This window comes from Streptomyces sp. NPDC005423, from assembly GCF_040606415.1.
GTDB lineage: Bacteria > Actinomycetota > Actinomycetes > Streptomycetales > Streptomycetaceae > Streptomyces.
This window is the reverse complement of record NZ_JBEXET010000008.1, coordinates 1-24,623: the sequence shown is the minus strand read 5'-3', so window position 1 is coordinate 24,623 and position 24,623 is coordinate 1. Positions and strand designations below refer to the sequence as shown.

The following is a 24,623-nucleotide window of genomic DNA, read 5'->3' as shown; positions in this document are numbered from 1 at the left end:
ACGGGCAACCTGATCGCCCCCCAGACCCGACCAACCCCTCGTACCCAACCCGTGGAGGTCCCGTGATCGAGACGAACACCAGCGCCGAGAGGCTGAGGACCAAAACAGCTCCGTGGCTCGTGGCCAGCCCGTTTCTCGCCCAGTACCTCCTCGTCCAGCCCGGCCGGGCGGCTGGCGTGCGCATCCCGGAGATCCGCTACGAAGAGCTGCGATCCGCAGGCACGGAAGGCCGATCCGTCCCGGACTGGCTGGCCGACGCGGTGAGGGAAGCGTGGGGGACCGAGCTGCCCGCGTCGCCGGTCGGCGACGTCGTCCTCGTCCGCGAACGGTCCCGGTACAGGTACGGCAAGGCGTCGTGGGAGATCAACCTCGGCTGCGACTACGACTGCGAGTTCTGCTACCTCGGGGAGAAGCGGTTCGAGGGCCTGAACTGGGACGGTAAGCAGGCGCTGCTCCAGACACTGAGCAACGCCGGTGTCCTGTGGTTGCAGATCACCGGCGGTGAGGCGCTGATCGACCGCGAGTTCGGCGCGGCGTACGAGTACGCCCACCAGCTCGGGATGATGGTCCAGGTCTCGTCGAACGGCTCCTCGCTGCGGAAGCAGCCGATCCGGGACCTGTTCGCCCGCCACCGGCCGTACCGGCTGACCCTGAGCGTCTACGGAGCCACCGCCGAGACGTACGACAAGGTGACGCGGAACCGCGGGGCGTTCAGCCGGTTCCTGCAGGGCCTGGACGCCGCCCGCGAGGACAAGCTGCCGGTCCGCCTGAACGTGATCGTCTCAGACGACAACGCGCACGAGACAGACGCGATGGTGTGCCTCGCGAAGTCGTACGGCTTCCCGCACCAGGTCTTCACGAACATGTCGCCCACGATCGACGGCGAGGCGAACCCCCTGGCGACGCAGGCACTGGGCCATCTCAAAGCCCGCAGCGTGTTCACCGGCTGCAACGCCGGCCACACGTTCTTCCACGTCAACCCGCACGGCATCGCGTCGATCTGCAAGGTAGGCCGCGACCCGAGCGTGAATCTCATCACCGAGGGCGTCGAAGCCCTCCCCCGACTCGGCGCGGTCGCCGAGTCCCTACAGCTCCGCACCGGTGGATGCTCCGGCTGCACGAAGGTAGGCACGTGCCGCACGTGCCGACCGCTGGCCAAACTCTACCAGGAGGCGGGGGACCGACGAGAGCTCTACTGCCAACATGGAGGTTACGGATCATGACTCCGCCCACCGCAGCCCTGACCCCGCCCCGCGAGCCGATGCCGCTCACCATCGGACGGCGGCCGGCGGATGGGCCGACCAGCGCCCTGCCGGTTCAACTGACCGCCGCGTCGATCAAGGACGACGAGTTCCAGATCATCGCCGACCTGGACGAGGCTGCCGAGGGCGCCGAGTGCAGCTGCTCGGCCGGTGACGACCAGCCGTACTAAATCCAACGCGGGCGGCGCCCACGCTGGCCGCCTTGTTCCACCCCCTGAGTGCCGCCCCGGCCGTACCCTGGCCGGGGCGGCATTCTCCGTACCCGAGCACTCCCTGAGGAACCGCACGTGTCCATGTCCCGCATCCCCTTCGAGCAGCTTCCCGCCGACGTCCGCCAAGCCGTCGCCGACGAGATCGGTGCCGTGCACCGATCGCTGACTGCGCAGGGCGGCATGAACTCCGGCATCGCCTCCGTCCTGGAGACGAACAGCGGCAGGTTCTTCGTGAAGGGCATCCCGGCCGACCATCCCCAGGTCGCTGCCCAGCGCCGCGAGGCGGCCGTCGCCCCGTATCTGCCTACGTCCTGTCCGCGCCTGTACTGGCACCTGGAGCTCGGCGGCTGGAGCTTGCTCGGCTACGAGATGATCGACGGCCGCCACGCCGACTACACGCCAGGCTCGCTCGATCTGCCGCTCGTGGAAGCCGCGCTTGTCGAACTGCAGAGCGTTACAGCACCCGCAGGTATAGGGATCAAGGACGCCTTCGACCGGTGGGCGGACTACGCACCTCCGGGCTCGCTGCACTACTTCGAGGGCAACACTCTCCTGCACACCGACTTCGCCCCGGACAACCTCCTGATCACCGGTGACCGTGCACGACTCATCGACTGGGCCTGGCCAACACGAGGGGCGGCCTGGATCGACCCCGGCGCCCTTGTCCTCCGGCTCATGGACGCCGGGCATTCCGTGGAGGAGGCACTCGCCTTCGCAAGTCGGTTCCCGTCCTGGCGGGACGCAAAGGCCGAGGCACTCGCGGCGTTCAACTCGGCCACGGCGGCACTGTGGCGGGAGATCGCTGAAGTGGACCCGACACCATGGAAGTTGGGGATGGCCGAGCGGGCGGCAACGCTCGCACGCATCCGAGACAGAACCTGTAGATGCTAGGCGCTGGGTAACGGGGGCGCGTTCGGGCGGGCTTACCGAGGCCCCCAACTGTGTTCGCGTCGGGGACGCTTGGGGCTGACGACGGCGTGGTGTCAGTGGTGACGCCTAGGCTGAATGAAGCAAGTGTGTTGCGCCGTTAGTTCCCTTCCTCTGATGTGGTCCGGGGGCGGTCGGCCCGTTCGAATGCGAGGACAACCATGCAGCTCGCCGACCATTTCAGTGAGTTCCTGCGCACTACGGTCAACCTGGGCCAAGTCAAGCTCGACCTTCTCGATACCAGGGTGGAGGCGATCTACCGGGCGCTGAAGGCGGACGAGGAAATCGGCTCGCTGATCTTGGGCAAGATTCCGCAGGGCTCATGGGCGCATCGCACGATCATCGACCCGGTCGGCGGGACGGAGTTCGATGCTGACGTGATGCTGCTGATGGCCGAGAACCCGGACTGGTCGCAGAGCCCCAAGACGTATATCGAGGAGGTATATGCGGCCCTGCATCGGCACAGCATCTACAAGGACATGCCTCACTCGCGTAAGTGCCGATGCGTGCGGCTGGTCTACAGCAACTCCATGCACGTGGACATCGTTCCCTACGTGGTGCTGGTCGACGGTCGAGAGGTCATCGTCAACCGCGACGAGGACACCTGGGAGAACACCGACTCGCAGGGCTTCACCACTTGGATGCGCACTCAGGACCAGATCGCTCAGGGGAATCTGCGCAAGGTCATCCGGTTGATGAAGTTCCTGCGCGATCACAAGGGATCGTTCACCGGGACGCGGTCGGTGATCCTGACAACGCTGCTCGGCAACCAAGTTCATGACTACAAAAAGTTCTCCGATCCGGGCTACTACCGTGATGTGCCCACTGCTCTATTGCACATCGTCGGTGACCTGGACACCTATCTGCAGGCCAACGAGATCAAGCCTTCGGTCGCCGACCCCTCCGGGTCTGGGCTGACCTTCGACCACCGTTGGGAGCAGAACACGTACTCCTACTTCCGCGACCGCATCCACAAGCACGCCGCCGAGATCCACGCCGCTTACCACGCCGAGGACAAGGACACGAGCCTCCGGCTGTGGCAGGACCTTTTCGGTCCCGAGTTCAAGGCCCCGGTCACGGCAACCAGCAGCGCCAAGTTCCCCGTGGCTGCCACCTCGGTCACCGCTGTCGCGCGGCCCGGTCGCGCCGGGTGAGCAGCAGCAAGAACCGACTCGCACCGACGGACTGGCAGAAGCAGGCCCTGGCCGAGCTGCGCGAGGCGGCGGCCGAGCAGCCGGATGTGCTGCGTCTAGTGGGTGTTCCGGCTCGCGGCCAGAACGGTGCGCTCCGGGTGACACTGCGGCTTCACACCGGTCCCTTGACCACTGCTGACGGCGGCTTGGTTCTGCAGGAGCACGAGGAGTTCGTCCTGACCCTGCCAGCCTCACCGCTGTCCGCAACCACCGTCGAAGTCGAGCACTGGAGGTTCGCCGGCTACCCGCACGTCCTCCAGGGGCGCCAGTTGTGCATCTTCCTGGACCCCGCCCGGGAGTGGGATCCGCTGCGCGCGGGCATGCGGGCGTATCTAAACCGACTGTGGTCCTGGCTTAGGGACGCGGCAGCGGGCGAGTTCGACGCCTCGAAGGCGATGTACCACGCCGTCGGCGGAGTGCTTCACCACACACCCGGCACCCCGACCCTGGTCGTACGCGTTCCCGGCCCCGACCAGCGGATCCAGACTGGTTACCTGATCGCGCGCACCGAGCACCGCCTAGACCTGGCCTTCAGTCCGCCCCCGGAAGGCGGGGCCGCACGGTTGCCAGTGATCACCATTGCAGGCGCGCTGCCGCTCGGCGGCGGCTCCACCTTTGCCGAGCTGCTGACCTACGTGGACAACCCTCCGTTCGATCGCCAGCAGAGAGGCTCGCCGCAGGCGGTCGCCCAGTCTCCGGCGATCCTGACCACGCTCGCGGCCAGTGCAGCCCGCAACCCCGATGGCTCGCCGCAGTACCTGATTCTGGCGGTCCCGCACCCTGCGGGCGGCCCGCCCCATCTGTTGGGTGCACGTCTTCCCGCGCCCGCCGCGGATGCGCTGCGGCGCATGGCCCACGAGCAGGGTTCCGCGCTGAACATCGACGCCTCCCGGATCCGCTCGGACCTACTGATCGAATGGTGTCCTGTGTCCGATGAACGACCTGCCGTGACCACACGTCGCGATGACGGAAGCCTCATCGGGGGCTTCTTTGGGAAACACGTGCATGTCTGGGGCTGCGGCGGCCTTGGCTCCTGGATCGCCGAGTTCGTCGTCCGTGCCGGCGCCTCACAGGTGACGGTGTGCGACCCCGGAACAGTCACCGGCGGACTGCTGGTCCGGCAGAACTACGTCGAGGTTGACGTTGGAGCCTCCAAAGCCCAGTCCCTGGCCCGACGGCTGCGAGCAGTGGATGACACCGTCGCGATCCACGTCCACGACGGCGTACTGCCCGACGCTGCAGCTCTGGCGGGCGCCGAAGTCATCATCGACGCGACCGTCAGCATTGCCATGGGCCACATCCTGGAGCGCCTCGCAGCTAGCGGGGGACTCCGCCCGGTCCTGGCTCAGGTAGCCACCGACACCCGCACCGGCACCTTGGGCCTACTGAGCATCTCCGCGCCCACCACCGCACAGGGGCCCAGCAGCATCGACACTGCCGCCGGGAAGATCGTACTGGCCGACCCCGCCCTGGAGCTTTACCACCGCCTGTGGCAGGACACCCCGGACGGCGACGAACTTGTACCGACCCGCGGCTGTTCGGTGCCCACCTTCCACGGGTCATCGGCCGACCTGGCCGCTGTCGCCGGAACGCTGACGTCCTTCCTGGGGATGCACCTGATCACTCCCGGCTCGGGTACGCATCTGGTCGCGCTTCCTCACGCCGCTGGATCGCCCCATCATCGCTTTCTGCCCCACGACCCGACACCGGCCGCGCTCTGACCCGCCCCGCGCGCACTGGGCCGGTTGTGCTGTCACCAAGGTGAACGCAGTAGCGGGCTATCGGCTCGCCAGCGCGTGCCAGTGCGTCAGGGGATCTCCAAGGCCAGTCGATATCCGCTCGGCGTGCGGTCGTAGAGCACCAGCGCCGGGTGCACCTGCCGGTCGCGTACCCGTCCCAGGCTCACCCCGGCCGAGAGCGGCACCGCGAACAGCACGTGCAGGCGCCGTACCTGCTTCGCGCTCGCCTCCAGATCCGCGAACAGCGACCGCAGCACCTCCTGGAACTGGGTCAAGGAAGCGCGATTGCGCAGCACGTCCGGCGCGGCGGCAGCACCGACAGGGCTGATGCGGTAGCGGCGCAGTCCGGCGAGTTGGTGCGGAACCTCCTCGGGCTGGATCGTGCCTGAGAGGTTCAGCACCAGCACCGCCTCATGTGCGGGAGGCTGGTCTACGTCGAGGTGGATCGCGAAGCCGACCACCGGCGCAGTCGAAGACCACGACCAGGACTCGTCCTCGCGGTGGCGCTGGTAGATGTCGGTGGGCACGGTGTCGTCCAGACGGGATCCGAGGTAGACAAGCAGTGGCAGCCGGGCGAAGCCGAAGACGCTCAAGTGCGCGACTTTGTCGCGGGCGATGCCGCGGTTGAGCTGGTTGTCGATGACCTCGTCGATGGCGGCGGTGGCCGCCCGGTAGTAGGGCGAGCCTCCAGTCTCCTCGTCGGGGATGTCACGCAGATCGATCGTCATCTCGCCGGCCACGTGGCGCAGGTCGATCTCCACGCCATGCCGCTCATAAGACTCCAGGAACAGCGGGAACCGATCCCCGGAGGTGATCACCGTGGTAGCAGCGGTCTGCCGGGTCAGCTCGACTTCCTGGCCACGCACCCGGCCCACCATCCGCAGCACCGTGGTCGCCCGGTCGTCGGCCAGCCCAGTGACATGCTTGATGCGGTCCTCGTGAGCGCGTTTGAGCGCGCGCAGCCGTTCCACGGTGAAAACGTCCAGGGTGCCGGAAGCGTCGATCTCATCGTGCTCGTCGGCGCAGACCAGCATCAAGTTGTCGGCCGTGTCGCGTTCCACCAAATCGTGTTCACCGCGGGGGGAGCCTACGGTCTGTTGCTGGCCCACGATGTGCGCCAGCTCCCCCTGCCGCACAGTGCGGCCCGTCATCCCACCGTCGAGCAAATACCTGTTACAGATCGCGCACCGGCCACCACTGCGCACCCACACCTCCAAGCGCACAGGCGCTGGGATGGCTCGTCTCCCGCCGCCCTGTCCCGCAGCCTTCCTCGCCATAGCTTGTCTCCTGCCTCGGAGCGCGTCTGCCGGAACCATTGTGCGTTCCCAGCCGCTCGAATGACCGCCTCTCGACCCCAACACCCCCTTCACAGAACACGCGTTCGAAGTGAAGGATGGGGGCGATCGCGTGTCAGTTCGGCACGTCGCTCGTTAGGCAGCGCAGTCGGAGCGCCGAGTGGACAAGCGCTGATGGCCCTTGTCCGCTCGCTACGGGAGGGGACTCATGGGCGATCGCAGCTCGATCGAGTGGACTGAGGCGACATGGAATCCCACCACCGGATGCGACCGAATCTCCCCGGGGTGTGACAACTGCTACGCCCTGGCGTTATCCAGGCGCCTAAAAGCGATGGGGGCTGCCAAGTACCAGGCTGATGGGGACCCCAGGACATCCGGACCGGGCTTCGGCCTCACCGTCCACTCAGATGTGCTGTCCATTCCACGCCACTGGAAGGCCCCACGCATGGTCTTCGTCAATTCCATGAGCGACCTCTTCCACGCCAAGGTTCCCCTGGACTTCGTTCGGCAGGTCTTCCAAGTGATCGCCGAGACGCCACAGCACACTTATCAGCTACTGACGAAGAGAGCCCGCAGGCTCCGACGAGTGGCAAACGAACTCGACTGGCCGCCTAACCTGTGGATGGGAGTCTCCGTCGAAAACGCAGATCATCTGGATCGCGTCGACGACCTGCGACAAGTTCCAGCCGCAGTGCGCTTCTTGTCCTGCGAGCCATTGCTCGGCCCACTGCCCGGTTTGCGCTTGGACGGCATCGGCTGGGTCATCGCCGGCGGGGAATCCGGACCCCACCATCGTCCAGTACAAGAAGAGTGGTTGGTGGACATCCGCGACACTTGTAGCGACACCGATGTGCCGTTCTTCTTCAAACAATGGGGTGGCCGCACCCCCAAGTCTGGGGGCCGCGAGCTCGACGGGGCAACCTGGAGCGAGATGCCTCCCCGACTGCCTGTTGCAGCACAGTAACGGCCAAAATCCAGCAGGCGCCGTACGCACCCTGGTGGCATGCGGCAACGGTGTGTGACCCTCTCCCCAGCAAGGCCGACAGAAATGGGGGAGCGGTCATGGCCGTGCCGAAGGATGCCGTGTGGGAACGCGATCCGCACACAGCCGCAAAACATGACTTACTCAAGAGGTACTTGGAGGCGTGGGCACCGATTCTGCTGTCGCGGAACGACGTGATCAGCTACGCCGAAGGCTTCGCCGGGGCGGGGATCTACACGCACGGTGAGCCCGGTTCTCCGGTTATCGCCTACGACGTCTTCACCGGCGCTCTGCACAAGTACCCGAAACGTATGCGCATGATCCTCATGGAAGAGGACGCACGACGCGCTGAGGAATTGGAGCGCCAGATGGCGCTCGTCCGATCCAGGCACACGGACGACGTCACCGAACGACTGGCCGTCGACATCCGGCACGGGGACTATCACCCGTCACTCCTGCAGAAGCTGCGCAGCATCGGCTCGTTGGGAAAACCGCTCTTCGTCCTTCTGGACAGCTTCGGTGGACCCGATATCCCGTACTCGCTGCTTCACGAGCTGGGTCGCTACCGCAGCACCGAAGTGATGGTGACCTTCGAGCCCAGCTTCCTCACCCGGTTCGCACAGAACCATGACGGCCACCGCCAGCGTGGCGACGAAGCTTTCGGCAGCCAGGACTGGCAGGCCGTCTTCCAGCAGCCTTCCCCGCTCAAGTTCGCGTTCTTGCGGGAGCAGTACCGGGACACTCTTCGCCGGGCTGGCTTCTCGCACACGCTGTACTTCGAGATGGTCGACGAGGGCAGCAGGAAGCTCTATCTGATCTTCGGCACTCAGCACGAAAGGGGGCTGGAAAAAATGAAGGACGCCATGTGGACGGTCGATCCTTCATACGGCGTCCGCTACCGCGACCCCAAAGACACGCAACAGCAGATGCTGGAGCTCGAACTCGAACCGGATACGGCTCCACTACGACGGATCTTGCATGACTTCATAGCGGCGTCTCCCGAGGGACGAGCTGTGTCCGAGCTCCAGCGATACACCCTCCTGGAAACCGTCTACAGGCCCTCTCAAGTTATCAAGCTCGTGCGACAGATGCGCGACGCTGGTGGCGTGGCAACGGAACCTCGTGCCATCAACACCAAGACACGGGTGGCCCTGGCGACAACCCCACCCGTCACCCGCTCGTCGGCGGAGCAAGGCGCACTCTGGTGAGGGGGCAGTTCCGAGGGCACATCCAGGGCACATGAGCCTGGGAAACGGCGTGGACCGGTGAGAACTACGGAGAGGTGTTCTCCCTGGTCAGCCCGCATCCCGCCGAGAAACCCCAGGTCACGACTCCGCCTCCTCCAATCGCTCCACGAATGGCAGGACTTCAGCCACCGCCTGCATGAGGCGGGGCATCAGCCGTACTGCCTGGTGTGGCCCTGAGCGCACTCCCGGCATGCCAGGATGATGATCTGACTGTCACTCATCACCTCGGAGCCAGGCTCATGACCTCTCCCCTCGGCGGCGGCAGCGACGCCCACCCGCCGCAGATCGACACCAGCAAGCCGCATCCCGCCCGGATGTACGACTACTTCCTGGGCGGCAAGGACAACTACGAGGTCGACCGGGAAGCCGCCGAGCGGTTCATCGAGGCCGCCCCCGAGGTACGGGACGGGGTGCGCGCCAACCGGCACTTCATGCACCGGGCCGTGCGGCACGTCGTCGAGGAGGGCGGCGTGCGGCAGATCCTCGACATCGGCACGGGGCTGCCCACCGAACCCAACGTGCACCAGATCGCGCACGCCATCGCCCCCGAGACCCGCATCGTCTACGTCGACAACGACCCGATCGTCAGCACCCACTCGATGGCCCTCATGGAGGACACGGACACCTCCGTGATCCTGGCCGACGTGCGCGACCCGCGCACGATCCTCGACCATCCCGAGGTCCGCAAGGCCATCGACTTCGAGCAGCCGGTCGCGGTGCTGCTGGTAGCCGTCGTGCACTTCATCGCGGACGCGGAGGACCCGTACGGCATCGTCGCCACCTTGCGTGACGCGCTGCCCGTCGGCTCCTACCTGGTGCTGTCGCACGCCACGGGCGACGTCCACGACGACGGACGCGAAGAGGCGGCCTCCGTCTACGACCGCGCCAGCGCCACCATGAATCTCCGCTCGCACGCCCAAGTGGTGGACTTCTTCGGCGACTTCACCCTCGTCGACCCGGGCCTGGCGCGCGTCACGCACTGGCGGCCCGAGGAGGACCCGGCGGAGGGCGCCCCGTCGATCGGCATCTACGGCGGAGTGGCCCGGAAGAACGGCTGACCGGCCGACCGGTTGCCGAGCCGACAGGGCAGCGGAAAGCGGTAGGCGGCGGGGCCGAACGGTCGTACCCGCTCCCCCTGCAACCGCTCCCCCCGCAACCGCGTCCCCGCTGCCGCCCCCGGGCCACCCCGCGTTCATGTCCCCCGCGGACCATGCGGCCATGAGACGTGTCACCACCCCCGCCGTGGCCCTCGGGGTCGCCGCACTCCTGGCCATCCCGTTCTGCGGCCAGGCCGCCGCCAACGGCGGCTCTCCTGACGTGAGTTACGGCACGAAGGCACCGTACGCGCCGCAGCAGAGCGCCCGTTCGTACCAGAAGGCACCCGCCGGCTTCACCGCCGTCTTCACCGAGAACGTGTCCCGGCACGGGTCCCGCGCCGCGACGGACGGTTCGGACGGCGAACTGATCCTCGCGCTGTGGGACAAGGCCCGGTTGGACGGTCAACTGACGTCGAAGGGGCGGGAGTTCGGGCCGAAGGTGCGCGCCCTCGAAGCCGCCATGAACACCGTCGGATACGGCGGCCTCAGCGGGCGCAGGCCGACGGCGGCGCCGCCTACCGCGCCTACCTCGCCGACGACCAGCGGCTCGCGGCCACCCGCAAGAGCGTCACCGACCAGCCGGCCACGCACCGCGCCGCCCACGACGTACTGAAGACGCTCTTCAGGCCGGCCTTCGTGGACCGGATCACCGCGGGCGAGTTCTCGTCCGTCGGCACGGACGTGGCGGCGGCCGAGGCGGTCTACAACCTCTACGCCATCGCGCCCGCCATGCGCGACGAGAGCCCCGGCGGCAGGGGCTGGGGCATGGAACGGTTCGTCCCGGCGCGCGACGCGGCCTGGTTCGGGTATCTGTCCGACGCCGAGGACTTCTACGAGAAGGGGCCCGGCTTCGCCGACAGCGACATCACGTACAGGATGGCGGACGTGCTGCTCGACGACTTCTTCGAGAAGGCCGAGGCCGAGCGCGACGGCACCAGCGACCTGGGCGCCGAACTCCGCTTCACGCAGGCCGAGGAAATCATCCCGCTGGCCGCGCTGATGGGGCTGCCCGGCAGCACCGAGGGGGCGACGGCCGCACAGCCGTACACCTACGGGAGCAACCCGTGGCGCGGCGCCGAGGTGGCACCGCTGGGCGCGGACATCCAGTGGGACGTCTACCGCAAGGGCGGCACCTACCTCGTCCGCATGCTCTACAACGAGAAGGAGACCGCGTTCAGGACCGGCTGCCGTCCGGTCAGCAGGGGCAGCACCTTCTACGACCTGAACGAGCTGGAGCGGTGCTTCGGCCGGACCACGAACTGATCGCCTCAGAGCGTCAGTTGGGGCCCCGGGTCCCGTCCACCGCCCCTCCCCCGACCGTGAAGCCGATCACCGCCCCGCCGCCCTCCCGCCGAAAGGCGAACGGGGCGCCGCCGTGGGCGAGGGCCACCTCGCGGACGATGGAGAGACCCAGGCCCGAACCCGGCAGGGAACGGGCGTCCGCGGCGCGGTAGAAGCGGTCGAAGATACGGACCAGGTCGCCGTCGGCCACCCCGGGACCGCGGTCGAGGACCTCGACGCGGACCGGCCCGGCGGAGGCACCGGCGGCACCCCCGCCCCGGCCGGACCCGTGCGGCCGGGGCGGCGCCGTGCCGGTGACGGAGATCTCGATGGCGGACCGGCCCCCGCGGTCGAACTTGGCCGCGTTCTCCACCAGGTTGGACATCGCCCGCTGGAGCATCGCGGGCCGTCCGTCGGTGCCGGTGTCGCCGCTCGCCCGGACCGTGATCTCCCGTCCGGTGCGGCGGCGGGCCAGGCCCGCGACGTCCTCGGCGATCTCGGCCAGGTCGAGCCGCTGCGGAGGCTCGTTGTCGGACTGGCCGGCGGCGAGGTCGACGAGCTCGTTGACCAGGTCGGTCAGCTCGCGGGCCTCCTGGGTGAGGTCGACGACGAGGTCCTCCCGGGTGGCGGGCGGCAGTTCGTCGATACGGCGCAGCAGGGAGATGTTGGTGCGCAAGGAGGTGAGCGGCGTACGGAGTTCGTGGCCGGCGTCCTGCACCAGACGGCGCTGGTCCTCCTCGGACTGGGCGAGCCGGCCCAGCATCCGGTCGAAGGCGCGGCCCAGGCGGCCCACCTCGTCGTAGCCGGTGACGGGCACCTCGACGCCGAGCCGGCGGGTGCGGGCGACGTCCTCGGCGGCCGAGGTGAGGATGATCAGCCGGCGGGTGATGCGCCGGGCCAGCCACCAGCCGCACAGCCCCGCGGCGATCACGACGAACACCATCATCAGGAACGTCCGCTGCTGGAGCGCCCGCAGCAGGTCCTCGGTGTCGCTGAACTCCTGCGCGACCTGCACCGCGCCGCGCCCGTCGCCGAGCGCGACGGTCGCGATGCGGTACACGTCGTCGCCGACGTCGACGTCCTTGTGCTCCTCCGTCTTGCCGGCGACCCCGTCGACGGCGATCGCCCGGTCGTGGGCGGTGACCGGCAGCGCGGGGCTGCCGCTGTCGACGACCCGGCCGTCCGGGCCGAGCACCTGCACATCGGTACGGGCCGGCCGCACGATGTCGTGGCCCGGCGCGGCGGAGGAGAAGTCGTCGGGTGTCATCTGGTGCTGGCGCACCTCGTTCTGCAGGTCCTGGACGACCTCGGTGAACACCGACTGCTGGTCCACCCGCACCAGCCGGGCCGCCGCATCGTAGGAGAGGATGCCGACGAGGATCGTGACGACCGCCGTGACCACCGCGAAGGAGAGCGCGAACGTGGTCCGCAGGGAGACCAGGCGGGGCCGTCTGCTGGCCAGCAGCCGCCCGAGGCGGCCCACTCAGTCCTCCCGCAGCACGTAACCCACGCCACGCACCGTGTGGATCAGCTGCGGGGCACCGGGCTCGTCGAGCTTGCGGCGCAGATAGCCGACGTAGACGGCGAGGTTCTTGGAGCCGGGGCCGAAGTCGTAGCCCCAGATGCGGTCGTAGATCGTGGAGTGGTCGAGGACGATGCCGGCGTTGCGCACCAGGAGTTCGAGGAGTTCGAACTCGGTGCGGGTGAGCTCCAGTTCGCGCCCGCCGCGCCAGACGCGGCGCGCCTGGAGGTCCATGCGGAGGCCGGCGGCCGTGATCTGCTTGTCGGAAGGGGCCGGCGCGCTCTGCGATCCGTCCCGCGGTCCGTCGGAGGAGCCGCCGACCGCGACCGGGCTGGTGCGGCGCAGCAGGGCGCGCAGCCGGGCGAAGACCTCCTCCACGTCGAAGGGCTTCACCACGTAGTCGTCGGCGCCCGCGTCGAGGCCGGCGATCCGGTCGGCGGTCTCGACGAGGGCGGTGAGCATCAGGATCGGTGTGCGGTCGCCCTCGGCGCGCAGCACGCGGCAGACCTGGAGGCCGTCGATGCCGGGCATCATGACGTCGAGGAGCAGGACGTCCGGTGGGGTGCGGTGGGCCTGCGCGAGCGCTTCCACGCCGTCGGCCACCGCCGTCACCGCGTAGCCCTCCAGGGTCAGGGCCCGCTCCAGGGCATGACGGATGGCGCGGTCGTCTTCGGCGAGCAGCACAGTCTGGGGCACGTTCCCAGTGTGCCAAGGCGCGCGCCGGGAGAGCCGTGGCACCGGGCCTACGATCACCCTTTTTACCTGGCTCTCACCGTCGCGCAGGCAACTCGAAGCTGTCGCCTACCGTCCTCTCACGCTCCGGCCCGGAACGGTGGCCGTACCCCGCCTCAACGGCTGCCCGCCCGGCACCGAGAGCGCCGCCAGCTGTTCCGCGAACGGGACGACCGTCGGCTTCCCGGCCGGCCGGGGCGCCGACAGCCCCCGCATCAGCGCGGCCAGCTCACCCGCCGCCCGTTCGATCCGCTCCGGCAGGCCCACCGCGCCCCAGTCCTCGGAGGCGGCGTAGACACCGGTCGGGACGACGACGGCGCGCAGGTAGGCGAAGAGGGGACGCAGGGCGTGGTCCAGCACCAGGGAGTGCCGGGCGCTGCCTCCGGTCGCCGCGACGAGCACCGGCTTCCCGGCGAGCGCGTCCGGGTCCAGCACGTCGAAGAAGGACTTGAAGAGTCCGCTGTACGACGCCGAGAACACCGGTGTGACGACGATCAGGCCGTCCGCCTCCGTGACCGCGGAGAGCGCGGCGGCGAGCGCGCGGCCGGGGAAGCCGCTGGTGAGGTGGTGCGCTATCTCGACCGCGAGGTCGCGCACCTCCACCACCTGGAGGTCGACGGGGGTCTCGCGGTGCACGGCGGCGGCCAGGCGGTCGGCCAGCAGCCGGGTGGACGAGGGGACGCTCAGCCCCGCCGAGACGACGACGAGTTTCATACGGTGGTCACTTCCCGGGCCTTGAGCAGGGACTGGTGGGTCGGCGCCTCCGGCACGTCGGCCGGGCGGCCCTTGGCGAACTCCGCGCGCAGCACCGGCACGACCTCCTCGCCGAGCAGGTCGAGCTGTTCGAGGACGGTCTTCAGCGGGAGACCGGCGTGGTCCAGCAGGAAGAGCTGGCGCTGGTAGTCACCGGCGTAGTCGCGGAAGGCCAGCGTCTTCTCGATGACCTCCTGCGGCGAACCGACGGTCAGCGGCGTCTGGTCGGTGAAGTCCTCCAGGGACGGCCCGTGGCCGTAGACCGGGGCGTTGTCGAAGTAGGGGCGGAACTCGCGGACCGCGTCCTGGGAGTTCTTGCGCATGAACACCTGGCCGCCGAGGCCGACGATCGCCTGCTCGGGCGTGCCGTGGCCGTAGTGCGCGAACCGTTCCCGGTACAGCTCGACCATCTGCTTGGTGTGGTCGGCCGGCCAGAAGATGTTGTTGTGGAAGAACCCGTCGCCGTAGAACGCGGCCTGCTCGGCGATCTCGGGGCTGCGGATGGAACCGTGCCAGACGAACGGCGCCACTCCGTCCAGCGGGCGGGGAGTCGAGGTGAAGCCCTGCAACGGGGAACGGAACTTGCCCTCCCAGTTCACCACGGACTCGCGCCAGAGCCGGCGCAGGAGGGCGTAGTTCTCGATGGCGAGGTTGATGCCCTCACGGATGTCCTGCCCGAACCAGGGGTAGACCGGGCCGGTGTTGCCGCGGCCCATCATCAGGTCGACCCGTCCGTCGGCCAGGTGCTGGAGCATCGCGAAGTCCTCCGCGATCTTCACCGGGTCGTTGGTGGTGATGAGGGTGGTGGAGGTGGAGAGGACCAGCTTCTCCGTGCGGGCCGCGATGTAGCCGAGCATCGTGGTCGGGGACGAGGGCACGAACGGCGGGTTGTGGTGCTCACCGGTCGCGAAGACGTCCAGCCCGACCTCCTCCGCCTTCAGCGCGATGGCGACCATGGCCTTGATGCGCTCGCGCTCCGTCGGCGTCCGTCCGGTGGTCGGGTCCGGTGTGACGTCTCCGACGCTGAAGATCCCGAACTGCATGGTCGCTCACCCTCCATGTTGTTGATTGTTCAACTATACCCTCCAACGGGTGCCCCACCGCACTTATTCCGCCCCCGCCGGCGAGGCGGGGAGCCGGGCGCCGTCTCGTCGGCCGCTGGTAGTTTGCGCACCGTGCGGCCGACAGCGGGAAGCGAGCTCCGGTGAACCCCATTCATGCCCTGACCCGGTGGTTCACGACCGACAACAACGTCGTCCAGCTCTTCGGCACCGTCGTGGGCATCACGACCTGCGCGGTCCTGGTGCGCCCGGTCGGAACCACCGGGACCGGCCTGGCGATCGGGTGCCTCCTCGTCCTGGAGTCGCTGCTGCTCTGCACGCGGCTGATCCCCGAGGGCCGGCTCTCCCCGGGACCGCAGACCGCCGTACTGGCCCTCTGGGCGGTCGGCGCCGCCGCCCTGATGAGCCTGGAACACTCCGGCGCGGCCGTCCTCTTCGCGTTCACCGCGACCGGCCACGCCGGGTACCGCCTCGCCCCCCGCAAGGCGATGACCTTCGCGCTGCTCACCAGCGCGCTCTGCGCGAGCGTCCTGATCCTCCCCATCGGCAGCGGCCACCGGTACCTGGCCTGGTACGTCGGCGCGCTCAGCGGCGTCAGCGTGCTGCTCGGCATCTCCAACCGCGCCAACTCCGAGGCGCTGCGCTCCGCACGGGCCGCCGCCGACCAGGCCGAACTCGCCTCGCGCGCCGAGGCTCGCGCCGAGACCCTGGCCGAGCGCGCCCGGATCGCCCGTGACGTGCACGACGTACTGGCCCACTCCCTGGCCGGCGTGAACATGCAACTGGAGCTCACCGACGCCCTGTTGGACTCCGGCGACGTCGACGGTGCCCAGCGGGCCGCACAGCGCGCGCAGAGCCTGGTCCGCGCGGGACTGACCGAGGTGCAACGCACGGTCCGGGATCTGCGCGAGGACGCCCTGCCCCTGGAGGAGACACTGCGCGCCATGCTCGACTCCGTCCCGGGCGCCGGAAAGCTCACGGTCGACGGACCACCGCGCCAACTGCCGCTGCGCGCCGCCCAGGCGCTCGTACGCTGCGCCCAGGAGTCGCTGACCAACGCGCACAAGTACGCACCCGGCGCACCGGTCCGGATGTCCCTGCGCCGGCTCCCGCAAGAGACCGCCTTCGAGGTGGTCAACGCCGCCCCCTCCGGCGACTCCCGCCCGCTGGCCCATACCGGCGGCGGCATGGGCCTGGTCGGAATGCGCGAACGCCTCGCCCTGGTGGGCGGCACCGTCACGGCCGGGCCGGTTTTGGACGGCGACGACACGGGAGGATGGCGCGTGCGCGTGGTGATCCCGGCATGAGCGACGAGCGGCGAGGACAAGGGCAGGAAATGACAGGAGAAGCGCACGGGAGCGGAGGCCAGGAGAGCGGAGGCCGGGCCGGCAGAGGGCAGGAGGGTGGCGGGCAGCAGAGCGGTGGCCACGGGAGTGGTGGGCAGGCAAGCCGTGGGCAAGGGAGCGGAGGCCGGGAGAGCGGTGCGCAGGCAAGCGGTGCGCAGCGGTCCGAAGGGGACGACGTTCCGTCCGCCTCGGGCGGCGGCCGGGCCCCGGCCGCCATCCGCCTCGTCGTCGCCGACGACCAGACCGCGATCCGGGAGGCGCTCGCGACCGTGCTCGATCTCCAGCCGGGGCTGGAGGTGGTGGCCACGGCGCGGGACGGGGCGGAGGCCGTGCGGGCCGCCGGGGAGCACGCGCCGGACGTGATCCTCATGGACCTCGACATGCCGAGGACCGACGGTGTCGAGGCCACCCGCCGGATAACCGAGCGCTATCCCGAGGTCGCCGTGGTGGTGCTCACCACCTTCGCCGACGAGGAGTACATCCTGGCCGCGCTCGGCGCCGGAGCCCGCGGCTACCTGACCAAGGAGTCCGGCCGTCAGGACATCGCGCGGGCCGTACGGGTCGCCGCGGCCGGACAGTCCGTGCTCGACCCCGCCGTACGGGACCGGCTGGTCGCCGCCGCCGCGCGGGGCGGCTCCCCGGCCGAAACGGCGGACGCGGGCCACGACCCCGGCCCAGGCCCGGCGCTCGTCCCGGATCTCACCCCTCGGGAGATCGAGGTGCTCACCCTCATCGGCCAGGGTCTGGCCAACCGGGCGATCGCCGAACGGCTGGTGGTCAGCGAGGCGACGGTGAAGACCCACATCAACAACCTCTTCGCCAAGGCCCATCTGCGCGACCGCGCGCACGCCGTGCGGTACGCGTTCGTCCACGGGCTGGTGAGGACCCGCGGATGAACGTGCCGGACGTGCCGGGTTGATCAGCGGGCCGGAGAGACCAGCGGCCGCCGCGTGGCGTCCGCGCCCCCGGCCCCGGCCGGCGGCAGCGTCCGCACCCGGGCCAGCAGGAGGAACACCCGGGCCAGCACCATGACCAGCGCCATGATCACGAAGAAGGGTGCGACGGCGTCGGTGGCTATGTGGTGCTCCAGCATGAACGTGCCCAGGTGGCGACGGAACCAGTCGTTGTGCTCGGCGAGGTAGATGAACGCGATGCGCAGCGCGACCACCGCCGACCAGATGGCGACGAACCCGGCGCCGCACCGGGTGTGCACCCGGCCGGAGAGCTGGTCCCGCTCCACGCCGGTGGTGAGCGCGGCGACGACCCCGCAGGCCAGCCCCACCGCGCCGCCCACCAGGTAGACGACGAGGTCGGCGGTCTGCCCCGGTATCGCGCCGAGGTAGGAGTAGCCGACCGCGGAGACCGTGACCAGGGGCATCAGGACCTTGTGCCAGTCGTACTTCCGGCGCCCGTACTGCGTCAGCATCATCATCGCGAAGATGCCCCCGCTGATCGTCAGCGCCTGCTCCATGTCCGTCATGTCGTCGTGCTCCTCGGTCCGTCGGGTCGCCGGTGCTCCCGTTTCTCGTGACTCCGACTCTCCCGCCGATCCCGCCCGAACTCCCGGACCCACGGGTGGACTTCCGGGTGGAGAAAGGGTGGACCGGCTCGCACGCCCTCCGGCGCCGGGCCCCACAGCCGTACCCGCTGCCGTACCCGCACCCCGACAGGCCGGACGGCACACCGACCGGCCAACCGCCCAGCCGAACCCATCCCGAACCCCGGCCGCACCGCCAGCACCGCCAGCACCACCACCAAGGCGCCCCCCTCAGACGCCATGCCAAGCTGACGGCCATGCTCATCCTCCGTTCCGCCGCCCTCTTCCTCGTGGCCGCCGTGTTCGAGATCGGCGGCGCCTGGCTGGTCTGGCAGGGCGTCCGGGAACACCGCGGCTGGTGGTGGGCCGGCGGCGGCGTCCTCGCGCTCGGCGTCTACGGCTTCGTCGCGACCTTCCAGCCCGACGCCCACTTCGGCCGCATCCTCGCCGCGTACGGCGGGATCTTCGTCGCCGGTTCGCTGGCCTGGGGCGCGGTCGCGGACGGCTACCGCCCCGACCGCTGGGACATCGCCGGCGCGCTGGTCTGCCTGGCCGGGATGGCCTTGATCATGTGGGCCCCCCGGGGCGACTGACCCGCCTATCCTGAACGGAGTCGCACAGCCGACCCGCCATACCCCCGAACCGCACCGCACGCCGCACCCCGCGACCCCGTGCGCCCATACCGTCCCGAGGAGTAGTCATGGCCACCGCCACACCTTCCGCCGCCTCGCGTATCGCGGTCGTCACCGGGGCGAGCGGCGGAATCGGCGCCGCCACGGCCCGCCGGCTCGCCGCCGCCGGCTACCGCGTCGTCCTCACCGCCCGCCGCAAGGACCGTATCGAGGCGCTGGCCGAGGAGATCGCCGCGAGCGGCGGCCAGGCGACGGCGTACGCCCTGGACGTCACCGACCGGGCGGCGGTCGACGAGTTCGCCTCGGCGTTCCGGACGATCGGCGTGCTGGTCAACAACGCGGGCGGCGCGCTCGGCGCGGACCCGGTCGCGACGGGCGACCCCGCCGACTGGCGTCAGATGTACGAGACCAACGTGCTCGGCACCCTCAACGTCACCCAGGCCCTGCTGCCCGCCCTCACCGAGAGCGGCGACGGCACGGTCGTCGTGCTGTCCTCCACGGCCGGGCACGGCACGTACGAGGGCGGCGCGGGCTATGTCGCCGCCAAGCACGGCGCCCACGTCCTCGCGGAGACGCTGCGCCTGGAGATCGTCGGCACCCCGGTCCGCGTCATCGAGATCGCGCCCGGCATGGTCAAGACGGACGAGTTCGCGCTGACCCGCTTCGGCGGTGACGCGGAGAAGGCGGCGAAGGTCTACGCGGGCGTCGCCGAGCCCCTCACGGCGGACGACGTCGCGGATACCGTCGCCTGGGCGGTCACCCGCCCCAGCCACGTCAACATCGACCTGCTGGTGGTCCGCCCCCGCGCGCAGGCCTCGAACACCAAGGTGCACCGGGACCTGTGACCCGGACCGCGGAGGCAGACGGGGGTCCGGTGGAGAGACACATACCGTTCGAGGCGCTGTCCAACTTCCGTGATCTGGGCGGCTATCCGACCCAGGACGGCCGGCGCGTGCGCGCCGGCCGGCTCTACCGCGCGGACTCCCTGGGCGAGTTGGCCGAGAACACCCCCGACTGGACCCGCTTCCTCTCCCTCGGTATCGGCACGGTGATCGACCTCCGCCACCCCGGGGAGACCGAGCGGCATGGCCGCGTCCCCGCGCACCCGTCGTTGCGCTACCACAACCTGAGCATCGAGCACCGCCCTTACGACCAGTCGTCGTTGTCCCCGGACACCGACCCCGCCCGGTATCTCGCGGAGCGGTACGCGGAGGTGGCGCAGGACGGCACGCGGGAGATCGCGCGGGCCCTGGAGCTGGTGGCGGAGGCGGCCGGGAACGACGAACCGCTGGTCTTCCACTGCGCGTCGGGCAAGGACCGCACAGGGCTGCTGGCGGCGCTGGTCCTGGGCCTGCTGGGCGTCGAAACCCCTGCGATCGTCGAGGACTTCAGCCTCACCGAATTGGCCGCCCCCGCCCTCCTGTCGGCCTGGACCGCCCGCAACGGCGGCCGTGCCCCGGCCTGGCCCGGCTTCGGCAGGGCCCCTGCCGAGATCATGAGCCGCTTCCTCACAGCCCTCACCGCGCGCTACGGCTCACTGGACGGCTACGTCGCGCAGGCCCTCTCCCTCGACCCGGCCGCACTCTCAACCACCTTGCGCGCCGCGCTCGTTGAGCCCCGGCCGGACGACTGGCCGGAGCTGACGTACCGCAGGGCCACCGCGGCGGACGCCCCCGCCCTGGTGCGCCTCCGCGACACGGCCGCCCTGTGGCAGCTGGCCCGGGGCATCGACCAGTGGAAGCCCGGCGAGAAGGACGAAGCCCACTTCCGGGAACGGATGCGCACGGGCGAGGTCTGGCTCGCCCACGCCAGCGCCGTCCTCACCGGCGCCTGGGAGATCTGGTGGGACGACCCGGCCGCCTGGGGCCCCCGTCCGCCCGACGCCGGTTACATCCACCGCCTGATGACGGTCCCGCACACCACTCCGCCCGGCGCGGGCCGCCGCATGCTGGCGGCGGCGGAAGCCCGCATCACCGCGGCGTCCCGCCCCTTCGCCCGCCTCGACTGCCTCTCCGCCAACCACCGCCTGCGCGCCTACTACGAGGAGGCGGGCTACCGGGTGACCGGCGAACGGCCCGCCGGAACGGACGGCACGGGCAGCCCGTACCCGGTGACCCTGCTGGAGAAGCGCCTCAGCCCTTCACACAGATGAACTGCTTCAGTTTCGCGACGACCTCGACCAGGTCGCGCTGCTGCTCCATCACCTGGTCGATGTTCTTGTAGGCGCCCGGGATCTCGTCGAGCACCCCGGAGTCCTTGCGGCACTCCACGCCCTGGGTCTGGGCCTCCAGGTCGCGCACGGTGAAGCGGCGCTTGGCCGCGCTGCGGCTCATGCGCCGACCCGCGCCGTGCGAGGCCGAGTTGAAGGCCTTCTCGTTGCCGAGGCCCTTCACGATGTACGAGCCCGTCCCCATCGAGCCCGGGATGATCCCGTAGTCGCCGGAGCCCGCGCGGATCGCGCCCTTGCGGGTCACGAGCAGGTCCATGCCCTCGTACCGCTCCTCGCTCACGTAGTTGTGGTGGCAGGAGATCTCCGGCTCGAAGGCGGGCTTCGCCTTCTTGAACTCCTTGCGGACCACGTCCTTGAGGAGCGCCATCATGATGGCGCGGTTGTACTTCGCGTACTCCTGGGCCCAGAACAGGTCGTTGCGGTACGCCGCCATCTGCGGGGTGTCCGCGACGAAGACGGCGAGGTCGCGGTCGACCAGGCCCTGGTTGTGCGGAAGGTTCCGGGCCACGCCGATGTGGTGGTCGGCCAGCTCCTTGCCGATGTTCCTGGAGCCGGAGTGCAGCGTCAGCCACACAACTCCCGCCTCGTCAAAGAGGAGTTCGACGTAGTGGTTGCCCGAGCCGAGCGTTCCCATCTGAAGGGCGGCCCGCTCCCTGCGGAACCTCACCGCCTCCGCGACCCCCTCGAACCGCTCCCAGAAGCCCTCCCAGCCCGCCGTACCGAACCCGTGCAGGCGCCCCGGATCGACCGCGGAGTCGTGCATCCCCCGGCCCACCGGTATCGCCTCCTCGACCTTCGACCGCAGCCGGGAGAGGTCGCCGGGCAGGTCGTTCGCCGTGAGGGAGGTCTTCACCGCCGACATCCCGCAGCCGATGTCCACGCCGACCGCCGCGGGGCAGACCGCGCCCCGCATGGCGATGACCGAGCCGACGGTCGCGCCCTTCCCGTAGTGCACGTCCGGCATCACGGCCAGACCCTTGATCCACGGCAGGGTCGCGACGTTGCGGAGCTGCTGGAGCGCGCCCTCCTCCACGGAGGCGGGATCGGTCCACATGCGGATCGGTACCCGCGCGCCCGGCATCTCGACGTACGACATTTCGTCCTCATTCCCCCGGAAAACAACAGAAGTCTCAATGCGCAAAACCTGCGCCAAGGTCAACGAATGGGACAGCGGACCGGCGTTCACGGCTGTGCGTGCGATAGACATTGTCTCCAGGGGGCGCCCCCGCCCGGCAAGCGATTAACCAGCGGGGACACAGGCGGGCCCTGGATCGTTGACGCCACAGAACACGCACCGAGAACACCGTCGAGAGGAGCCTGACCGTGCAGCGGAAGGCGTACGTACCGGGCGTCGCCGCACTCCTCGTGGCGCTTCTGGCCGGCTGCAGCGGCGGCTCGGGCGGTGGCGACAAGACGGACGACGCGAACCCCGGGAACGTCGGCACGGCGACGGTGGCGGCCCAGCCGGGCAAGTACCGCACGCTGCCGGAGCCCTGCGGTGCGGTCGGCCACGACACCCTGGACGCCCTGCTCCCCGGCATCAGGCAGATCGCGGACGCGGACCAGCGCGACCAGGCGTACGCGGGCGACGCGACGCTGACGTACGACACCGACCGCAAGGTGGGCTGCCGTTGGAAGGTGGCGTCCCCGGACGCGACCGACCACCTGCTGGTCGACTTCGAGCGGGTGGTGTCGTACGACAACTCCGTGAGCGACGCCGCCCTGGCGGGGACGATCTTCACGACCAAGGAGACGGCCGCGGACCTGCCCGAGCCGGCCGCCTCCTCGTCCGGGACGGGCGCGGAGTCCGACTCGGCCTCCGCGAGCGGGAGTTCGTCCACGGCCCCCGCCCCCTCCGCGAGCAGCTCCGCCTCCGCGTCGAACTCGACCTCCTCCCCTACCGCGTCCTCTTCATCCTCTTCATCCTCTTCGCCCTCTTCGTCGGCGTCGTCGTCCGACACCCCCACCGACCTCCAGCCCCGCACCCTCTCCGGCCTGGGCGACGAGGCGTTCATCGACGACGCGGTCAGCGGCTCCGGTTCGGTGACCCGGCAGCGGACGGTGACTGTGGTGTTCCGCACGTCCAACGTCATCGTGACCATCGAGTACGAGGAGCAGCCGGCGACGGTCGACACGGTCCCGGACAGCAAGGAATTGCAGGACAGGGCGCGGAATCTGGCCGCCCAACTGGCCGACGCGCTCAACGGATAGCGGGGTCGCGGACGCCCCCCGCACCCGTACGCAAAGGCGGTGAACGGAGACCGCACAGCCGGCTCACCGCGTACCGTGGCCCCTCGGAACCGATCCGACCGCAGGAACCACGAGCCGTCATGAGTGAAGGAACCATGCATCATCCAGCACAGCGAGACCACCGTGACCAGCGAGCGAAGCGCCGGGGCCGCGCCCTGGTCTGCGCCGCCGCCGTCCCCGTGATGCTGGTGGTCGCCGGCTGCTCCTCGGACTCCGGCTCCGGCGACACCGCGGCCGATGCCACGGCCACGGCCACCGCGGGGACCGGTACCGCGCCGTCGGCGAGCGCCTCGCCGACCGTCCAGGCGGCGGCGTACGCGAAGTTGCCCGGACCGTGCGCGGTGCTGTCGAAGGGCACCCTGACCGATCTGGTCCCGAAGGGGGTCAAGTCGGGCAAGGAGGGCGCCTCGGACGACACGGCGTCGCGGGGCAGTTGCTCCTGGACGAGCCTCGACAACAACGGCGTCAAGGGCTCCCAGTTCCGCTGGCTCAACGTCTCGCTGCTGCGCTTCGACTCGTCGGCGACGCGCGGCGAGGGCGACAAGCTCGCGGAGCAGTACTACGCGAAGCAGGTGTCGGAAGCGCAGTCCGTCGAAGGCGCGAAGAACACCAAGTCGCAGCCGGTCGCGGGGGCGGGCGACCAGGCGACGCTGGTCCGCTACGACCTGAAGAAGAAGGAAGGCGCCTTCCGGCAGCAGACGGTGGTGGCGCGCGTGGAGAACGTCGTGGTGACGCTCGACTACAACGGCGCGGGCCTGGCCGGTGAGAAGACGCCGAGCGCGGACGACCTGACGAAGGCCGCGGAGAAGGCCGTGAAGGAGGCCGTGGCCGCCGTCTCGACGGTGAACGGCGACGGCGGCTCGGGCACGGGGTCCGGCTCCGGTACGGCGGGCAAGTCGGCGTCCCCCTCCCCGTCGGCCTCCAAGCAGGCCTCGAAGTCCCCGTCGAAGTCCGCGAGTGCCTCTCCTTCCTCCTCCTCGTCGGCCTCTCCCAAGACGTCCGCGGCCAAGAAGAGCTGACCGGCGCCTCCGGCACTGCCCGCACGCGCCAACTCCCAGCTCAGCAAGGACCTTTGAGGCGGCCCGGTCCCTCCGCGGGGCCGGGCTCCCGACGTACCGGGGATCCGGGCGCCGTACAGATGTGCCACTCTGTTGCGCGCAACAGCACGTAAGGGAAGGGGAGTCGGGTGGCCGCGCCCATTCAGCTCACACGTATGCACCGGGTGCTCATCGCCGTGGTCGTCACCGGTGCGGTCGTCATCGCCGGCATCGGCTTCGCCGGTTCGTACGCCGCCGTGCGCGAACTCGCCCTGAAGAAGGGCTTCG

General features: G+C 69.7%; 23 protein-coding genes and 1 pseudogene. 17 read left to right on the top strand and 7 right to left on the bottom strand.

The window, feature by feature from the left end; translation table 11 throughout:
* Positions 1 to 62: 62 nt before the first annotated feature.
* From ABZT12_RS12070 to ABZT12_RS12050, 5 genes are all read left to right on the top strand, one after another.
* Positions 63 to 1,223 (top strand): radical SAM protein, encoded by a 1,161-nt coding sequence (locus ABZT12_RS12070; RefSeq protein WP_356381459.1) that lies wholly within the window; start codon positions 63 to 65, stop codon positions 1,221 to 1,223.
* Positions 1,220 to 1,432, top strand: a complete 213-nt coding sequence (locus tag ABZT12_RS12065; protein WP_356381456.1) for a hypothetical protein — start codon at positions 1,220 to 1,222, stop codon at positions 1,430 to 1,432. Before ABZT12_RS12070 ends, ABZT12_RS12065 begins: the two co-directional genes overlap by 4 nt.
* 123 nt (positions 1,433 to 1,555) lie before the next feature.
* On the top strand, positions 1,556 to 2,365 hold the full coding sequence (locus ABZT12_RS12060; RefSeq protein ID WP_356381453.1) for an aminoglycoside phosphotransferase: 810 nt from the start codon (positions 1,556 to 1,558) through the stop codon (positions 2,363 to 2,365).
* A 197-nt stretch (positions 2,366 to 2,562) separates the two neighbouring features.
* The gene (locus tag ABZT12_RS12055) at positions 2,563 to 3,555 is read left to right on the top strand and encodes a cyclic GMP-AMP synthase DncV-like nucleotidyltransferase (RefSeq protein WP_356381450.1); all 993 of its coding nucleotides are present in this window, start codon (positions 2,563 to 2,565) and stop codon (positions 3,553 to 3,555) included.
* Positions 3,552 to 5,315 carry a ThiF family adenylyltransferase gene (locus tag ABZT12_RS12050; protein ID WP_356381447.1) on the top strand — a complete coding sequence of 588 codons (1,764 nt, stop codon included), beginning with the start codon at positions 3,552 to 3,554 and terminating at the stop codon, positions 5,313 to 5,315. The genes ABZT12_RS12055 and ABZT12_RS12050 overlap by 4 nt, the downstream gene beginning before the upstream one ends.
* An 86-nt stretch (positions 5,316 to 5,401) precedes the next feature.
* On the opposite strand, the gene ABZT12_RS12045 is transcribed toward ABZT12_RS12050, so the two are convergent.
* A complete protein-coding gene (locus tag ABZT12_RS12045; protein WP_356381444.1) occupies positions 5,402 to 6,538 on the bottom strand; it encodes an SAVED domain-containing protein in 1,137 nt (378 codons plus the stop codon).
* A gap of 298 nt (positions 6,539 to 6,836) precedes the next feature.
* On the opposite strand from ABZT12_RS12045, the gene ABZT12_RS12040 reads away from it, so the two are divergent.
* The 4 genes and pseudogenes from ABZT12_RS12040 to ABZT12_RS12025 all read left to right on the top strand — a co-directional run bounded on the left by ABZT12_RS12040 (position 6,837) and on the right by ABZT12_RS12025 (position 11,217).
* Positions 6,837 to 7,592 carry a phage Gp37/Gp68 family protein gene (locus ABZT12_RS12040; RefSeq protein ID WP_356381442.1) on the top strand — a complete coding sequence of 252 codons (756 nt, stop codon included), beginning with the start codon at positions 6,837 to 6,839 and terminating at the stop codon, positions 7,590 to 7,592.
* Positions 7,593 to 7,690: 98 nt separating this feature from the next.
* A complete protein-coding gene (locus ABZT12_RS12035; protein WP_356381439.1) occupies positions 7,691 to 8,818 on the top strand; it encodes a three-Cys-motif partner protein TcmP in 1,128 nt (375 codons plus the stop codon).
* Between the two features lie 278 nt (positions 8,819 to 9,096).
* On the top strand, positions 9,097 to 9,915 hold the full coding sequence (locus ABZT12_RS12030; RefSeq protein ID WP_356381437.1) for an SAM-dependent methyltransferase: 819 nt from the start codon (positions 9,097 to 9,099) through the stop codon (positions 9,913 to 9,915).
* A gap of 160 nt (positions 9,916 to 10,075) precedes the next feature.
* A pseudogene (locus ABZT12_RS12025) lies at positions 10,076 to 11,217 on the top strand (histidine-type phosphatase).
* A gap of 13 nt (positions 11,218 to 11,230) precedes the next feature.
* On the opposite strand, the gene ABZT12_RS12020 reads toward ABZT12_RS12025, so the two are convergent.
* From ABZT12_RS12020 to ABZT12_RS12005, 4 genes are all read right to left on the bottom strand, one after another.
* A complete protein-coding gene (locus ABZT12_RS12020; protein WP_356381434.1) occupies positions 11,231 to 12,718 on the bottom strand; it encodes a HAMP domain-containing sensor histidine kinase in 1,488 nt (495 codons plus the stop codon).
* Positions 12,719 to 13,453: a response regulator transcription factor gene (locus ABZT12_RS12015; protein ID WP_356381431.1), complete on the bottom strand. Its 735-nt coding sequence runs from the start codon at positions 13,451 to 13,453 to the stop codon at positions 12,719 to 12,721.
* A 105-nt stretch (positions 13,454 to 13,558) separates the two neighbouring features.
* Positions 13,559 to 14,203 (bottom strand): FMN reductase, encoded by a 645-nt coding sequence (locus tag ABZT12_RS12010; RefSeq protein WP_356381428.1) that lies wholly within the window; start codon positions 14,201 to 14,203, stop codon positions 13,559 to 13,561.
* Positions 14,200 to 15,285, bottom strand: coding sequence for an LLM class flavin-dependent oxidoreductase (locus tag ABZT12_RS12005; RefSeq protein ID WP_356381425.1), 1,086 nt, complete (start codon positions 15,283 to 15,285; stop codon positions 14,200 to 14,202). Before ABZT12_RS12005 ends, ABZT12_RS12010 begins: the two co-directional genes overlap by 4 nt.
* 161 nt (positions 15,286 to 15,446) lie before the next feature.
* On the opposite strand from ABZT12_RS12005, the gene ABZT12_RS12000 reads away from it, so the two are divergent.
* Positions 15,447 to 16,610 carry a histidine kinase gene (locus ABZT12_RS12000; protein ID WP_356381422.1) on the top strand — a complete coding sequence of 388 codons (1,164 nt, stop codon included), beginning with the start codon at positions 15,447 to 15,449 and terminating at the stop codon, positions 16,608 to 16,610.
* Positions 16,611 to 16,864: 254 nt separating this feature from the next.
* Positions 16,865 to 17,545: a response regulator transcription factor gene (locus ABZT12_RS11995; RefSeq protein ID WP_356381885.1), complete on the top strand. Its 681-nt coding sequence runs from the start codon at positions 16,865 to 16,867 to the stop codon at positions 17,543 to 17,545.
* Between the two features lie 23 nt (positions 17,546 to 17,568).
* Here ABZT12_RS11995 and ABZT12_RS11990 read toward each other — a convergent pair whose 3' ends face one another.
* Positions 17,569 to 18,129, bottom strand: coding sequence for a hypothetical protein (locus ABZT12_RS11990; protein ID WP_356381419.1), 561 nt, complete (start codon positions 18,127 to 18,129; stop codon positions 17,569 to 17,571).
* A 314-nt stretch (positions 18,130 to 18,443) separates the two neighbouring features.
* Here ABZT12_RS11990 and ABZT12_RS11985 point away from each other — a divergent pair, with 314 nt between their 5' ends.
* The 3 genes from ABZT12_RS11985 to ABZT12_RS11975 all read left to right on the top strand — a co-directional run bounded on the left by ABZT12_RS11985 (position 18,444) and on the right by ABZT12_RS11975 (position 20,970).
* Positions 18,444 to 18,779, top strand: a complete 336-nt coding sequence (locus ABZT12_RS11985) for a YnfA family protein (protein ID WP_356381417.1) — start codon at positions 18,444 to 18,446, stop codon at positions 18,777 to 18,779.
* 107 nt (positions 18,780 to 18,886) lie between these two features.
* Positions 18,887 to 19,663 (top strand): SDR family NAD(P)-dependent oxidoreductase, encoded by a 777-nt coding sequence (locus tag ABZT12_RS11980; RefSeq protein WP_356381414.1) that lies wholly within the window; start codon positions 18,887 to 18,889, stop codon positions 19,661 to 19,663.
* Between the two features lie 29 nt (positions 19,664 to 19,692).
* Positions 19,693 to 20,970, top strand: a complete 1,278-nt coding sequence (locus ABZT12_RS11975; protein WP_356381411.1) for a tyrosine-protein phosphatase — start codon at positions 19,693 to 19,695, stop codon at positions 20,968 to 20,970.
* On the opposite strand, the gene ABZT12_RS11970 is transcribed toward ABZT12_RS11975, so the two are convergent.
* Positions 20,951 to 22,144 carry an RtcB family protein gene (locus tag ABZT12_RS11970; RefSeq protein ID WP_356381408.1) on the bottom strand — a complete coding sequence of 398 codons (1,194 nt, stop codon included), beginning with the start codon at positions 22,142 to 22,144 and terminating at the stop codon, positions 20,951 to 20,953. The two genes, ABZT12_RS11975 and ABZT12_RS11970, sit on opposite strands and share 20 nt — an antisense overlap.
* A 227-nt stretch (positions 22,145 to 22,371) precedes the next feature.
* On the opposite strand from ABZT12_RS11970, the gene ABZT12_RS11965 reads away from it, so the two are divergent.
* The 3 genes from ABZT12_RS11965 to ABZT12_RS11955 all read left to right on the top strand — a co-directional run.
* Entirely contained in the window at positions 22,372 to 23,259 is an 888-nt protein-coding gene (locus ABZT12_RS11965; RefSeq protein WP_356381405.1) for a DUF3558 domain-containing protein, read from the top strand.
* A gap of 134 nt (positions 23,260 to 23,393) precedes the next feature.
* Positions 23,394 to 24,317 carry a DUF3558 family protein gene (locus tag ABZT12_RS11960; RefSeq protein ID WP_356381402.1) on the top strand — a complete coding sequence of 308 codons (924 nt, stop codon included), beginning with the start codon at positions 23,394 to 23,396 and terminating at the stop codon, positions 24,315 to 24,317.
* A 167-nt stretch (positions 24,318 to 24,484) separates the two neighbouring features.
* Positions 24,485 to 24,623: DUF2637 domain-containing protein (locus ABZT12_RS11955; RefSeq protein WP_356381883.1), on the top strand; the 139-nt coding region annotated here is incomplete at its 3' end.